Source organism: Mesorhizobium sp. 01N446 (assembly GCF_056399285.1).
In genome coordinates this window covers 442,036-454,919 of record NZ_JBFTRA010000004.1, presented here as the reverse complement: position 1 = coordinate 454,919, position 12,884 = coordinate 442,036, and the positions used below count along the sequence as shown (strand labels likewise).

At 63.5% G+C, this 12,884-nt stretch carries 14 protein-coding genes; 12 read left to right on the top strand and 2 right to left on the bottom strand.

Translation table 11 applies throughout. The features are described from left to right. Positions 1-122 precede the first annotated feature (122 nt). The 10 genes from nagZ (at position 123) to AC1DPX_RS19045 (ending at position 9,410) form a co-directional block, all read left to right on the top strand. Complete coding sequence (gene nagZ / locus AC1DPX_RS19090) at positions 123-1,142, top strand: beta-N-acetylhexosaminidase (protein ID WP_095790978.1); 1,020 nt, start codon at positions 123-125, stop codon at positions 1,140-1,142. A 63-nt stretch (positions 1,143-1,205) separates the two neighbouring features. Continuing rightward, on the top strand, positions 1,206-2,009 hold the full coding sequence (locus AC1DPX_RS19085; protein ID WP_027046916.1) for a segregation and condensation protein A: 804 nt from the start codon (positions 1,206-1,208) through the stop codon (positions 2,007-2,009). Beyond that, complete coding sequence (gene scpB, locus AC1DPX_RS19080) at positions 2,006-2,770, top strand: SMC-Scp complex subunit ScpB (RefSeq protein ID WP_477238777.1); 765 nt, start codon at positions 2,006-2,008, stop codon at positions 2,768-2,770. The genes AC1DPX_RS19085 and scpB overlap by 4 nt, the downstream gene beginning before the upstream one ends. 180 nt (positions 2,771-2,950) lie before the next feature. After that, entirely contained in the window at positions 2,951-3,172 is a 222-nt protein-coding gene (locus AC1DPX_RS19075; RefSeq protein ID WP_010909892.1) for a twin-arginine translocase TatA/TatE family subunit, read from the top strand. A gap of 30 nt (positions 3,173-3,202) precedes the next feature. Continuing rightward, complete coding sequence (gene tatB / locus AC1DPX_RS19070; RefSeq protein WP_477238775.1) at positions 3,203-3,976, top strand: Sec-independent protein translocase protein TatB; 774 nt, start codon at positions 3,203-3,205, stop codon at positions 3,974-3,976. Continuing rightward, positions 3,973-4,848, top strand: a complete 876-nt coding sequence (tatC, locus tag AC1DPX_RS19065; protein WP_202354091.1) for a twin-arginine translocase subunit TatC — start codon at positions 3,973-3,975, stop codon at positions 4,846-4,848. The genes tatB and tatC overlap by 4 nt, the downstream gene beginning before the upstream one ends. 105 nt (positions 4,849-4,953) lie before the next feature. After that, the gene (serS, locus tag AC1DPX_RS19060; protein WP_477238774.1) at positions 4,954-6,258 is read left to right on the top strand and encodes a serine--tRNA ligase; all 1,305 of its coding nucleotides are present in this window, start codon (positions 4,954-4,956) and stop codon (positions 6,256-6,258) included. Continuing rightward, a complete protein-coding gene (surE, locus tag AC1DPX_RS19055; protein WP_202354093.1) occupies positions 6,258-7,016 on the top strand; it encodes a 5'/3'-nucleotidase SurE in 759 nt (252 codons plus the stop codon). Before serS ends, surE begins: the two co-directional genes overlap by 1 nt. Next, a complete protein-coding gene (locus tag AC1DPX_RS19050; RefSeq protein WP_202354094.1) occupies positions 7,013-7,666 on the top strand; it encodes a protein-L-isoaspartate(D-aspartate) O-methyltransferase in 654 nt (217 codons plus the stop codon). The genes surE and AC1DPX_RS19050 overlap by 4 nt, the downstream gene beginning before the upstream one ends. A gap of 178 nt (positions 7,667-7,844) precedes the next feature. Further along, a complete protein-coding gene (locus tag AC1DPX_RS19045) occupies positions 7,845-9,410 on the top strand; it encodes a peptidoglycan DD-metalloendopeptidase family protein (protein WP_477238773.1) in 1,566 nt (521 codons plus the stop codon). Between the two features lie 110 nt (positions 9,411-9,520). Here the strand turns inward: AC1DPX_RS19045 and AC1DPX_RS19040 are convergent, their stop codons facing one another. Then, the gene (locus AC1DPX_RS19040) at positions 9,521-10,411 is read right to left on the bottom strand and encodes an NAD-dependent epimerase/dehydratase family protein (protein ID WP_477238771.1); all 891 of its coding nucleotides are present in this window, start codon (positions 10,409-10,411) and stop codon (positions 9,521-9,523) included. 111 nt (positions 10,412-10,522) lie between these two features. Between AC1DPX_RS19040 and AC1DPX_RS19035 the strand changes: the two genes are divergently transcribed. Then, entirely contained in the window at positions 10,523-11,344 is an 822-nt protein-coding gene (locus tag AC1DPX_RS19035) for a helix-turn-helix domain-containing protein (protein ID WP_477238769.1), read from the top strand. A 6-nt stretch (positions 11,345-11,350) separates the two neighbouring features. Here the strand turns inward: AC1DPX_RS19035 and AC1DPX_RS19030 are convergent, their stop codons facing one another. Further along, positions 11,351-12,226 (bottom strand): ATP-binding protein, encoded by an 876-nt coding sequence (locus AC1DPX_RS19030; protein ID WP_477238767.1) that lies wholly within the window; start codon positions 12,224-12,226, stop codon positions 11,351-11,353. A 292-nt stretch (positions 12,227-12,518) separates the two neighbouring features. Between AC1DPX_RS19030 and yajC the strand changes: the two genes are divergently transcribed. After that, complete coding sequence (yajC, locus tag AC1DPX_RS19025) at positions 12,519-12,860, top strand: preprotein translocase subunit YajC (RefSeq protein ID WP_010909882.1); 342 nt, start codon at positions 12,519-12,521, stop codon at positions 12,858-12,860. The last annotated feature ends 24 nt before the right edge of the window (positions 12,861-12,884 follow it).

The window sequence follows — 12,884 nt, the reverse complement described above, 5'->3', positions numbered from 1 at the left end:
GGCTTTTTCATGTGCCTGACCTTTCACATGCCTGACTTTTTCATGTGGAAGCATATCCCGTGGTTTGACGCATGTTTCCCGAGACGATTCCCTTTGACCGCGTGAAGCCCTAGACTCCTGATATGACCGAATCAAAATCCATGATCCTCGGCTGCGCCGGGAAATCGCTCACCCGCGAAGAAATCAATTTCTATCGCAATGAATGCCCGTGGGCCTTCATCCTGTTTGCCCGCAACATCGGCGAGACCGAGCAGATCCGCGATCTCGTCGCCGAGATGCGCGACTGCATCGGGCGGCCGGACGCGCTGGTGTTCATCGACCAGGAAGGTGGCCGGGTGCAACGCCTGCGGCCGCCGCTGGCGCCGAACTATCCGGCGGGCGGGGCGCTTGGCGCGCTGTGGCGCGACGATCATGACGCCGGCGCCCGTGCTGCCTGGCTGATGGCGCGCCTGCACGCCTTCGACTTGCTGCGCTATGGCATCACCGCGGATTGCCTGCCGGTGCTCGACGTGCCGATCGAAGGCGCCAGCGACGTCATCGGCGCGCGCGCCTACGGCAAGGAGCCGCGCGCGGTCATCGAACTCGGCCGGGCCGCTGCTGAAGGGCTGATGTCGGGCGGCGTGCTGCCTGTGATGAAGCACATCCCCGGTCATGGCAGGGCCTTTGCCGACACGCATTTCGAACTGCCAACGGTCGATGCCTCGCTCAGCGATCTGCAACGACATGACTTTGCCCCGTTCAGGGAGCTCAACGACCTGCCGATGGCGATGACGGCGCATGTGGTCTACAGCGCCATCGATCCCAAGAACCCGGCGACGACGTCAGGCAAGGTCATCGACGAGATCATCCGCCGCGACATCGGCTTTGACGGGCTCCTGATGAGCGACGACACCTCGATGAAGGCACTTTCTGGGGATTTCCCGACAAAGGCGGCGTCGATCCTTGCGGCGGGCTGCGATCTGGTCCTTCACTGCAACGGCGTTTTCGAGGAGATGGCGGGCATTGCGTCGCGCACCACGGGGCTTGAGGGCAAGTCGCTGGAGCGTGCAAAGCGGGCGCTGACCTATATAAGGAAACGCGACGCGGCCGAGGAAACCGAGATACGCGCTGAATTTGCCACCTATTTCGATGCGGTGGCCTAACCAAGGAAAGTGACAAAGGCAGTGGCGGAAACATTGGAAAGCAAGGCCGCGAAGGCCGCACCGATGGACCGTCTGTGGGCCGAGAATGACGATTCACGCGTCACCGGCGACCCGTCGCTGGTCGTCGACGTGGCCGGTTTCGAAGGCCCGCTCGATCTGCTCCTGCACCTTGCCCGCACCCAGAAGGTCGACCTGGCGCGCATCTCCATCCTGGCGCTGGTCGAGCAGTATCTGGCGTTTGTCGAGACGGCGAGGGCGCTGCGGCTCGAACTTGCGGCCGACTATCTGGTGATGGCGGCGTGGCTCGCCTTCCTCAAGTCGAAGCTGTTGATCCCCAAGCAGCCAGGTGAAGAGGGCGAAAGCGGCGAGGAACTGGCGGCCGTGCTGCAATTCCGGCTGAAGCGGCTGGAAGCCATGCGCGATGCGGCGGCGCGCCTGGTCAACCGCAACCGGCTCGGGCGCGACGTGTTCGCGCGCGGCATGCCCGAAATGGTCATCATCGAGAAGCGCAACGCCTATTCGGCGTCGCTCTACGATCTCCTGACCGCCTATGCCCAGCAGCGGCAGAAGCAGGCGATCACCAATGTGACGATCGCCAGACGAGGCGTGTGGTCGCTCAAGGACGCGCGCGACATCCTGACCCGGCTGATCGGCTCGCTGCGTGACTGGACCGCCCTGGACAGCTTCCTCATCCAATACATGACCAGCCCGGAAGAGCGGCGTACGGCGATCGCCAGCTCGTTCGCGGCGACACTGGAACTGGTGCGCGAGCGCAAGATGGATCTGCGGCAGGACGAGGTGTTCGCGCCGATCTATCTGCGCGATCACCGCGCTCCGGCAATCAAGGCAGTCGAGGTGGCATCATGAGCGAACGCGCCAACGCTTCGGTTATCCCGTTCAAGGTGGACGATGAACTGGAAGGCGAACTCGACCAGACCTCGGCCGAGAACCCGGTGCAGAATCCGGCCGAGCGCCTGCATATGGCGGAGGCCGTGCGCATGGCCGAGGCCATCGTGTTCGCCAGCGCCGAACCCGTCAGCGAAAAGCAGCTTGCCGCGCGCCTGCCCGACGGCATCAACGTTGCCCTGGCGATGGCCGAGTTGCAGCAGGTCTATGCCCGGCGCGGCGTCAATCTGGTGCGGGTCGGCGGCGCCTGGGCGTTCCGCACCGCCGGTGACCTCGCCTTCCTGATGAGCCGCGACACGGTGCAGCAGCGCAAGCTTTCGCGCGCGGCGCTCGAGGTGCTGGCGATCATCGCCTATCACCAACCGGTGACGCGCGCCGAGATCGAGGACATCCGCGGTGTCGAGACGTCGAAGGGCACGCTGGACACGCTGCTCGAGACGGAATGGGTGCGCATGCGCGGCCGCCGCAAGACGCCCGGTCGTCCCGTCACCTATGGCACCACCGAAACCTTCCTCGACCATTTCGCACTCGAGGAAATCCGCGATCTTCCCGGAATGGAAGAACTGAAGGGGGCGGGCCTGCTCTCGGGGCGCATGCCGTCGAATTTCTCCATCCCCCAGCCGCCGGCCGACCCCGACGTGCTGACCGAGGACGAGGATCCGCTGACTGACATCGATCTCGAGGAACTCGGCCTGCTGACGCCGCGCGTCACGGAAGATTGACCTGCCGGCCTCTGTCCAAGCGCTCCGATAGGTCGTAGATGCGCCGATTGGTAGCGGGCCAGCGAGTCGAAAAAGCGTGACATCCGTCACCCTTTCATAAACTCTGTCGCTGTTGTGTTTGAATCCCAACGCGAAAACGCATAGATCATCGCCAGGGAAAACATTCGAGAGAGATTTGCTATGGGTTCATTTTCGATTTGGCACTGGATGATCGTGCTGGTGATCGTGCTGCTGGTTTTCGGCCGCGGCAAGATTCCCGAGCTGATGGGCGACATGGCCAAAGGCATCAAGAGCTTCAAGAAGGGCATGGCGGACGACGACGTCGCCGACGACAAGCGCACCGTCGAACACCGTGCCGACGAGACCGTTTCGGCCGTGAAGGAAAAAGCCAGCAAGAGCTGAGCCAAAAAGTTCTAGTCGGAACAGAGTGCCATGTTTGAAGTCGGCTGGACCGAAATGCTGGTGATCGCGATCGTCATGATCGTGGTCGTCGGGCCGAAGGATTTGCCCAATATGCTGCGCACCTTCGGCCGCACGACGGCGAAGCTGCGCTCGATGGCCGCCGACTTCCAGAAACAGTTCAACGAAGCGCTGAAGGAAGCCGAACTCGACGACGTCAAGAAGTCGGTCGACGAACTCAGGGGCTTGAGCCCCGTTGCCGAGATCAGGAAACAGCTCAATCCGTTCGAGCAGGCGGCCGCCGATGTGCGCGCCGGCGTCGACCAGGCGATGAAGCCGAAGCCAGCCGCCGACCCGGCAACGCCCGCCGCTTCGACGCCACAGGCGGCCGAGCCGTTGAAGAACGGCGCAACGGAAATGCCTGGCGTCATTGCGGCGGGAGCCGCAGCGCCGACGCCGATTTTCCCGGCCATGACCGATGAATCGGTGGTGACGGCCTCCACGGAACCTGCCGTGGCGCCGAAGGCATCTGCCGCGAAGAAGGCGGCCAAGGCCTCGCCGACAGCAAAGGCTCCGGCCAAGGCCCCGGCGAAGGCGGCGACGGCAAAGGCCGCGCCGGTGGCGACGGCAAAAGCCGCATCCGCGTCCAAGACGCCTGCGAAGGCGTCGGCAGCAAAGCCTGCCGCCGGCTCAGTGAAGAATACCGCTGCCAAGGCGACTGCTGGAAAGACCATGGCGAAAGCCGAACCGAAACCCGCGCCAGTGAAGAAGCCGGCGGCCAAGAAGACGGCTGGAGCCGCCAAGTGAGCGTTTCGGACAAGGAAAAGGACGAGATCGAAAAATCGTCGGCGCCGCTGATCGAGCATCTCATCGAGCTGCGCCGGCGGCTGATCTGGTCGCTCGGCGGCTTTTTCGTCGCCTTCCTGGTGTGCTTCTTCTTTGCCAAGAAGCTGTTCAACCTTCTGGTCGTTCCCTTCAAATGGGCGACCAAGTGGGCGGGTCTCGATCCGCACAAGGTCGAGCTGATCTACACCGCGCCGCAGGAATTCTTCTTCACGCAGGTCAAGCTCGCCATGTTCGGCGGCATGGTCATCGCCTTTCCGCTGATCGCCACGCAGATCTACAAATTCATCGCGCCCGGTCTCTACAAGAACGAGCGCAACGCCTTCCTGCCGTTCCTGATCGCATCGCCCATCCTGTTCCTGATGGGCGCCTCACTGGTCTATTTCTTCTTCACCCCGATGGTGATGTGGTTCTTCCTCGCCATGCAGCAGGCCGGCACGGACGATCAGGTGCAGATTTCGCTGCTGCCGAAAGTGTCGGAATATCTCAGCCTGATCATGACGCTGATCTTCTCCTTCGGCCTGGTGTTCCAGCTGCCGGTGGTGACCAGCCTGATGACGCGCGTCGGCATGCTGTCGTCCAAGGCGCTGGCCGAGAAGCGCAAATGGGCGATCGTCATCGCCTTCGTCGTCGCCGCCGTGCTGACGCCCCCCGACCCGATGAGCCAGATCGGTTTGGCCATCCCGACCATCCTGCTCTACGAGGTCGCCATCTGGGCCGCGCGGTGGATCGAGCGCAGCCAGGAGCGCGAGCGCCTTGCGCGCGAGAAGCAGGAAGCCGGGGAGACCGTGGCGGACAAGACGCCGGACGAGCCGCCGGCGCCGGCTGCCTCGTAAGCCGTCAGCAGCGGCGGAAAACGACAACCGCCGCCCAGCCTCATCTTGCATCGATCAAGGATGCGGTTTACGCCCCTCTAGCCTAGCTTTGAGGACGTAAAAACCATGCTTGACATCAAATGGATTCGCGACAACCCGAAGGCCCTAGTCGAGGCGCTGGCCAAGCGCTCGTGGTCGACGGCTGAGGCGCAGTCCACGGTCGATGATTTGATCGCCAGGGATGAGGCGCGGCGCGAACACGTCACCGAGCTGCAGACCAAGCAGGAGCGCCGCAACGCCGCCTCGAAGGAGATCGGCAACGCCATGCGTTCGGGCGACGCCGCCCTTGCCGAAAAATTGAAGGCCGAAGTCGGCGATATAAAAACCTTCATCCAGAATGGCGAGGCGCGCGAACGCGAGCTCGACAAGGCGCTGAACGACGCGCTTGCGGTGCTGCCCAATGTGCCGCTCGACGACGTGCCTGTCGGCAAGGACGAACACGACAATGTCGTCAAACACATCGTCGGCAAGGTGCCCACGCGGCCGAACTGGGTGAAGGAGCATTTCGAAGTTGGCGAAGCGCTCGGCATGATGGATTTCGAGCGCGCGGCGAAGCTGTCGGGCTCACGCTTCACCGTGCTGAAGAGCGGCCTGGCGCGGATGGAACGCGCAATCGGCCAGTTCATGCTCGACCTGCACACGACCGAGCATGGCTATGAGGAAGTGATTCCGCCGCTGATGGTGCGCGATGAGGTGCTTTTCGGCACCAACCAGCTGCCGAAATTCGAGGAGGACCTGTTCTTCACGCCGCACGGGGAGGGCAGGCTTGGCCTGATCCCCACCGCCGAAGTGCCGCTCACCAACCTGGTGCGCGAGGAAATCACCGCGCATGAAAAACTGCCGCTGCGCTATACCGCGCTGACGCCGTGTTTCCGTTCGGAGGCAGGCTCAGGTGGGCGCGACACGCGCGGCATGCTGCGCCAGCACCAGTTCTACAAGGTCGAGCTGGTGTCGATCACCGACCAGGACTCCTCGCTCGCCGAGCATGAGCGGATGACTGAGTGTGCCGAGCAAGTGCTGAAGCGGCTCGAATTGCCGTTCCGCACCATGGTGCTGTGCACCGGCGACATGGGCTTTGGCGCGCGCAAGACCTACGACATCGAGGTCTGGCTGCCCGGCCAGAACGCCTATCGCGAAATCTCGTCCTGCTCGGTCTGCGGCGATTTCCAGGCGCGCCGCATGGACGCCCGTTACAAGGACAAGGACGGCAAGGGCAACCGCTTCGTCCATACGCTCAACGGCTCGGGCACCGCCGTCGGCCGCGCGCTGATTGCCGTCATCGAAAACTACCAGAACGAAGACGGCAGCGTAACGATTCCTGAAGTGCTGCGGCCTTACATGGGCGGTCTGGCAAAGATCGAAGCGAAGTAATGCGCATTCTTCTGACCAATGACGACGGCATTCATGCCGAGGGGCTGGCGTCGCTCGAACGCGTCGCCCGTACGCTGTCCGACGATGTCTGGGTGGTGGCGCCGGAGCAGGACCAGTCCGGTTACGCGCATTCGCTGTCGATCTCGGAGCCGTTGCGGCTGCGCAAGATCGGCGAGAAGCATTTTGCCGTGCGCGGCACGCCGACCGATTGCGTCATCATGGGCGTCAAGAAGATCCTGCCCGGCGCGCCCGACCTGATCCTGTCCGGCATCAATTCCGGCGCCAACATCGCCGATGACGTGACCTATTCGGGAACCGTCGCCGGCGCCATGGAAGGCGCGCTGCTCGGTATCCGTTCGATCGCCCTCAGCCAGGGCTATTCGTATGTCGGCGAGGACCGCATCGTCCCCTACGAGACCACCGAGGCGCTGGCGCCGGCGCTGCTGAAGAAGCTCGTTGCGACGCCGCTCCCGGACGGCGTGCTGCTCAACGTCAATTTTCCGAACTGCCTTCCCGAAGAGGTCGCCGGCACGGTGGTCACCATGCAAGGCAAACTCGTGCACAGCCTGTGGGTCGACGAGCGCCGCGACGGGCGCGGCCTGCCTTACTATTGGTTGCGCTTCGGCCGCGAGCCGGTCGAGGGCAAGCAAGGCACCGACCTCCATGCGCTGCGCAACCGTCTGGTGTCGGTGACGCCGTTGCAGCTCGACCTCACCGCGCATGAGATCCGTGACCAGCTGAGCAAGGCGCTTGCATGAACCTGCCAATCGATGACCGCGAAGGATTTGCCGCTTTCCTGTTGCGCCTGCGCGGCAGGGGCACCGTGCCGAAGGCGCTGATCGCGGCTTTCGAGGCAACGCCGCGGCGCGGCTTCCTGGCGGCCCACTTCCACCAGCTCGCCTGGTCCGACCGCATGCTGCCGATCGAATGCGGCGAGGCGATCGAAGGCGCCGACATGCAGGCGGCGGTGATCGCGGCCCTTGCCATCGAATCGGGAAACCGCGTGCTCGAGATCGGCACCGGCTCCGGTTATACGGCGGCGGTGATGTCGCGGCTGGCGGCGCGGATCGTCACCATCGACCGCTACAAGACGCTGGTGGAGCAAGCCAGGCAGCGCTTTGAGGCGCTGGGCATCGGCAATGTCATCGTGCGCCAGGCTGACGGCTCCGGCGGCCTGCCTGCCGAAGGGCCGTTCGACCGCATCGTCGCCTGGGCCGCCTTCGACAGCCTGCCGCGCTTCCTGCTCGACCAGCTGTCGAGCGGTGGCATCGTCATCGCGCCGATCGGGCCGGAGGAGGGCGAGCAGGTGCTTGCCAAGCTCACCAAGGTCGGAAGCCGTTTCGAGCGCGAGGATATCGGCCTCGTGCGGCTGCAGCCGATCCTGCGCAGCGTCGCGGCGATCATCTAGTTTTCGGCACAGTATTGGTTCGCGGTCGAACACCTGTTCGACCTGATGATCCCTGCCGCCAGCTATCCCCAAATGTTTTAAGAAAATTTTCGTCGGATTCTAATGGGTTAACCGCCCGGTAACATTAACGCGCTTTAATCCTGTCTCAGTTGGTGCAGCGTTTGTGCGGGTTAGTGCGATGCAACTCAGTGTTTTGAAGGCAAACAGTCGCAATCTGGCGCGGGGCTGCGCTGTTCTCATGATTGCAGGCGCGGCCGCCGGGTGCAGTTCCCAGGCTTCGCGGTTCAACAGTGTCGACGACGTCTTCACTTCCTCGACCAACAACCAGCGCGCCATCATCAACAAGCAGGATGCCGCGCAGCCCTATCCGGGCGATGTTTCGGCCGCGCCGCTCGACGGCAGCCACACGCAATCGGTCAGCCGCTCCAGCCTCGAACCGGTTTCGAGCCGGCCTTTGCCGCCGCCCGCATCAGCCCAGGCGCAGTCCGCGCCGGCGCTCGCGCCTGCCGCCAATCCGGTGCGTGTCGCATCGGCTCCCGCCATGGTTCGACCTGCTCCTCATGTCGACAGGACGACGACCGGCACTGTCGAACCGGCCGCCAAGCCGTTCAAGAATGCCCAACCTGATGCGCCCAAGATGGCCGACGCGCCGAAGGTGGCCGAGGCGGGCAGGCCGCACGCGACCGAAATCGTCGTCAGGGACGGTGAGACCATTTCCGGCCTGGCCGCACATTACAAGGTGCCGGCCGATGTCATCATGAAGGTGAATGGTCTCAGCCCGACCAAGGGGCTGAAGACCGGCCAGAAGATCGTCATCCCGGCCTATGCCTATTCGAGCAAGGCCGAGCCGAAGGTCGCCGACGCCAAGCAGTTGAAGGACGGGCCCGCGAAGGAGGGCAAGCACGATTTGCCGGCCACCGCGCCGGACAAGGTCGCCGTCCTGCCGCAGCAGCCCAAGCTCAAGGAGGGCAAGGCCGCCGCGCAGGTCGATGCTTCGGCCGCCGCGAGCCAGCCCAAGGAGCCCAAGCCGGCGCAGGTCGCCAAGGCAACTGGCGCCCCCGGCACCTATACGGTCCAGTCGGGTGACACGATGTCCTCGATCGCCAGGAAGACCGGCGTCGGCGTCGTTGCGCTGAAGCAGGCCAACGGCATGAAGGAAGGCTTGCTCAAGATCGGCCAGACCCTGAAGGTACCGGCCGGCGGAACCGCCACGGTCGCCAGTGCCAAGCCGGCGAAGGTCGACCCGGTGACCACTGCAACCACGCAGCCTCCGGCAAAGACCACCCCGTCGGAAACGCTGGCGTCCTACACGCCGCCGAAGAAGGACGCGAAGGTTATCCAGCAGGCCGAGGACGACGAAGCGGTGGCGCCCGATGCCACGGGTATCGGCAAGATGCGCTGGCCTGTGCGCGGCCGGGTGATCTCCGGTTTCGGGTCCGGCAAGGACGGCGTCGACATCGCCGTGCCCTCGGGCACGCCGATCAAGGCGGCCGAGAATGGCGTCGTCATCTACGCCGGCGACGGGCTCAAGGAATTCGGCAATACGGTGCTGGTGCGCCACGAGAACGGCCTGGTCACCGTCTACGGTCATGCCAGCTCGATCGAGGTGCAGCGCGGCCAGAAGGTCAAGCGCGGCCAGGAGATCGCGCTCTCGGGCATGAGCGGCACGACGGACTCGCCGAAGCTGCACTTCGAAGTGCGCAAGAACTCGGCGCCGGTCGATCCCTCGACCTATCTCGAATAGAACAAAAAACGCGATTTGCGGTCCGTCTGACCTCCAGTCCGGCCCGCCGGCTCAGCCCGTTCCGCAAGGAGCGGGCTTTTTCAGTTTGTGCAAAAGCCCGCCCGCCCGGTTCACAGATGATCGCGGAGCGTGTCGGCGATCATCTCCTCGAGGCTGCTGGCTTTGACGCCCAGTAGCGCCTCGGTGTCGAAGGCGTCGACCAGCAAGGGGCTCTCGAAGAGGTAGCTCATCTCGACAGCCTCATGCATGCCCAGGGATTCCATCTCGGAGGCGGAATAGGAACGTATCCCCGAAACCTCTCGTGCGAGCATCGCCGCGGTTTTCTGGATGAGTTCCCGGGGTGAGGCGTATTGCGAGGGAACGTGAAATGCCCGGTCCCATTCACCCTTGTAGCTGGCCGCCGCGACCAGTGTGCGCGCGACGTCCCTGGTGAAGGTCCATGCGTGGGTTGCGTCGAGGTCTCCGATGAAGGCGGTAGGCTTGCCGTCGATGATGGAGGGCAGGGCGATCAGCGAGAAATAGCTGATCGCGCCATGTCCGAGATAGTCGCTGGAGCGTATTTCGAGCGCCGGCACGTCGGCACGAACCGCCCGCTGCCACATGATCGTCCTGGCGGTTCCCTTCCTCGAAGTCGGGTTCAGGGGCAGATCGCAGCGAAGCGGGCTATCGGCGTTTTCTCCATAACCATAGAGGTTTCCGAGCACGATGAGCTTGGCGCCGACCGCTTCGGCCGCGCGCACGGTGCCGTCGATGATGGGGAAAAAGTCGGTCGGCCAGCGATCATATGCCGCCATGGCGCACATGAAGATGGCGTCGGCGCCTCGGCAGATTCGCGACAGTTCCGAGGCATCCGTGGCATCGGCCTGTATGGTCCGCACGTTCGGCAAAACGTTCGAACCGATGCTTCGGCTGGTGAGAACGACTTCATGTCCTTCTTCACCAAGAAGACGCGCGGTCTCGCGACCAACCGGGCCCGCGCCGACGACAACATAGAAACTCATGGCAACCTCTCTTCCAAGCTTGATGGAGAGGCGTGCGTACAGCTTCGCGGCATTGAAAATCGCGCGGGAATTGCCAAATCTTGAGCAGGTTTCGCCACGAATCGAGAGAGCATGCGTCCACAATCCGCTCCGGCCCGATCCCTATCCGACGTGGCGATGATCTCCCGGCATATCGATGCGGGTGTCCACCGCCTGTCGCGGGCGCCGCACCATCGCATCATGGTCCACGCAAGCGCGGCGACACGCTCCTACTGCAATCAGGTCGGGCGTTATTTCGTCAGGCGCGCCGGCGATATCGACCTGGTGCCGGCCGGCGAGGAGGGCGGTTTCGAGGCTGAAACTCCGTTCGATACGGTCGAGATCGTCTTGCAGCCAGCCTTGATGGAAAGGGTGGCGGCAGAACTTGGCGGCAGGGGGTCGGTATCGCGGCTCGACACCCGCCATCTGCTTCGTGACCAGCGCATCGAACATCTCGCTCGCGCACTGCATAGCGACCTCGATGCAGGCGCGCCGAGTGGCTCTTTGTTTGCAGACAGCATTGGCGCCGCGCTCGCGGTCAGGCTGCTCAGCCTGGATGATATAGACATCAATCGAACGAACCGCTTGCCGGATGTCCAGCTCAAGCGCGTGCTGGAGCACATTGAGACCGCTCTCCACGAGCCGCTCTCGATCGATCGACTGGCCCGGGTTGCCGGCGCGAGCAGCTCGCACTTGCGGACATGGTTCAAGGTGGCGACGGGCGTCACCCTGCACCGCTACGTGTTGCGACGCCGCGTCGAACGCGCGCGCCTCCTGCTGCGGCAAGGCGATCTCAGCACCAGCGAGGTTGCGGAGTTGACGGGCTTTGCGCACCAGTCACATCTGGCGCATTGGATGCGCCGCGAGATCGGCCAGACGCCGCGCGACGTGCGGCGGGCGCAGCCGCCCAAGTGACACGCCTCAATCCTTGAGCTGCTTGCCAAGCCGGCCGGCCAGATCCTGCGTGAACTGCCAGGCGACGCGGCCCGAGCGGCTGCCGCGTGTCGTCGCCCACTCCAGCGCCTCGGCACGCAACTGCTCGGGGTCGATGTCGAGGCCGTGATGGCTGGCATAGCCGTTGATCATCTCGAGATACTCGTCCTGCGAACATTTGTGGAAGCCGAGCCAAAGCCCGAACCGATCGGACAACGAGACCTTCTCCTCGACCGCTTCGGACGGGTTGATGGCGGTCGAGCGCTCATTGTCGATCATGTCGCGCGGCAACAGATGGCGCCGGTTCGAGGTGGCGTAGAAGATGACATTGGCCGGGCGGCCCTCGACGCCGCCTTCGAGCGCTGCCTTCAGCGACTTGTAGGAGGTGTCGTCATGATCGAAGGACAGGTCGTCGCAGAACAGGATCACGCGGAAGGGCGCGGCCTTCAGCAGACCCATCAGCTTCGGCAGCGTGTCGATATCCTCACGGTGGATTTCGATCAGCTTGAGCGGCAGGTCGGATTTGGCCCTGGCGTTGATCTCGGCGTGCACAGCCTTGACCAGCGACGATTTGCCCATGCCGCGCGCGCCCCACAACAGCACATTGTTGGCGGCAAAGCCGGCGGCGAAGCGCTCTGTGTTGTCGACCAGGATGTCGCGGACACGGTCGACGCCGCGGATCAGGCCGATGTCGACGCGGTTGACCTTGCGCACCGGCTCCAGATAGCCGGGATCGGCCTGCCAGACAAAGCACTCGGCCTCTGCGAGGTCGGTTTCCGGCACCGGCGGCGGGGCGAGGCGGCCGACAGCCTCGATCAGGCGGTCAAGTTTCTTGTTGAGGGCGTCGATGGTGCTGTCGGTCATTTCAGGTCTTTTGGCTCGTTTCCTGGGGTGGGCAGCTGGGACACGTTCGAATCCGTCGGGTTCGAAACCGGTCCCAACCTTTTGTTCGAGCGTGATCTTTTCTGTAAACCGGCTCTCGCTTTTCGCGATCATGCTCTAACACGGGCGAACAGGCCGGAAAAGCAGCCGATTTGGTCGGTCGCGCAGTTGCATTGACAACTTTACCGACTATATTCCGGCCAAATTTCACGAAGCCGCCAAAATCCACAGCACTCGGTTTGGCGGCTGTTTTTCAAAATTCAGGAGTACCTCGATGTTCGTGACACCGGCATACGCCCAAGGCATTGGCGGCGCCTCTCCCGATATGTTCATCAGCATTTTGCCGTTTGTCCTGATTTTCGTGATCATGTATTTTCTGATCATCCGCCCGCAGCGCACGCAGCTGAAGAAGCGCGGCGAGATGCTGGCGGCGGTCCGTCGCGGCGATACGGTGGTCACCGGCGGCGGTTTCGTCGGCAAGGTGACGAAGGTGATCGACGACAACGAGCTCGAGATCGACCTCGGCGGTGGCACCAAGGTGACGGCGCTGCGCTCGACGATCGCCGATGTTCGCGTCAAGGGCGAACCGGTCGCCAACCAGAACGCCAAAAAGTAACCCAATTTCAGGCGGAGCGATCCG

What these genes read in the sequence shown, in the direction of transcription:
- nagZ (WP_095790978.1), top strand. Translation starts at nt 123, where the DNA reads ATGACCGAATCAAAATCCATGATCCTCGGCTGCGCCGGGAAATCGCTC.
- AC1DPX_RS19085 (WP_027046916.1), top strand. Translation starts at nt 1,206, where the DNA reads ATGGACCGTCTGTGGGCCGAGAATGACGATTCACGCGTCACCGGCGAC.
- scpB (WP_477238777.1), top strand. Translation starts at nt 2,006, where the DNA reads ATGAGCGAACGCGCCAACGCTTCGGTTATCCCGTTCAAGGTGGACGAT.
- AC1DPX_RS19075 (WP_010909892.1), top strand. Translation starts at nt 2,951, where the DNA reads ATGGGTTCATTTTCGATTTGGCACTGGATGATCGTGCTGGTGATCGTG.
- tatB (WP_477238775.1), top strand. Translation starts at nt 3,203, where the DNA reads ATGTTTGAAGTCGGCTGGACCGAAATGCTGGTGATCGCGATCGTCATG.
- serS (WP_477238774.1), top strand. Translation starts at nt 4,954, where the DNA reads ATGCTTGACATCAAATGGATTCGCGACAACCCGAAGGCCCTAGTCGAG.
- surE (WP_202354093.1), top strand. Translation starts at nt 6,258, where the DNA reads ATGCGCATTCTTCTGACCAATGACGACGGCATTCATGCCGAGGGGCTG.
- AC1DPX_RS19050 (WP_202354094.1), top strand. Translation starts at nt 7,013, where the DNA reads ATGAACCTGCCAATCGATGACCGCGAAGGATTTGCCGCTTTCCTGTTG.
- AC1DPX_RS19045 (WP_477238773.1), top strand. Translation starts at nt 7,845, where the DNA reads ATGCAACTCAGTGTTTTGAAGGCAAACAGTCGCAATCTGGCGCGGGGC.
- AC1DPX_RS19040 (WP_477238771.1), bottom strand. Translation starts at nt 10,411, where the DNA reads ATGAGTTTCTATGTTGTCGTCGGCGCGGGCCCGGTTGGTCGCGAGACC.
- AC1DPX_RS19035 (WP_477238769.1), top strand. Translation starts at nt 10,523, where the DNA reads ATGCGTCCACAATCCGCTCCGGCCCGATCCCTATCCGACGTGGCGATG.
- AC1DPX_RS19030 (WP_477238767.1), bottom strand. Translation starts at nt 12,226, where the DNA reads ATGACCGACAGCACCATCGACGCCCTCAACAAGAAACTTGACCGCCTG.
- yajC (WP_010909882.1), top strand. Translation starts at nt 12,519, where the DNA reads ATGTTCGTGACACCGGCATACGCCCAAGGCATTGGCGGCGCCTCTCCC.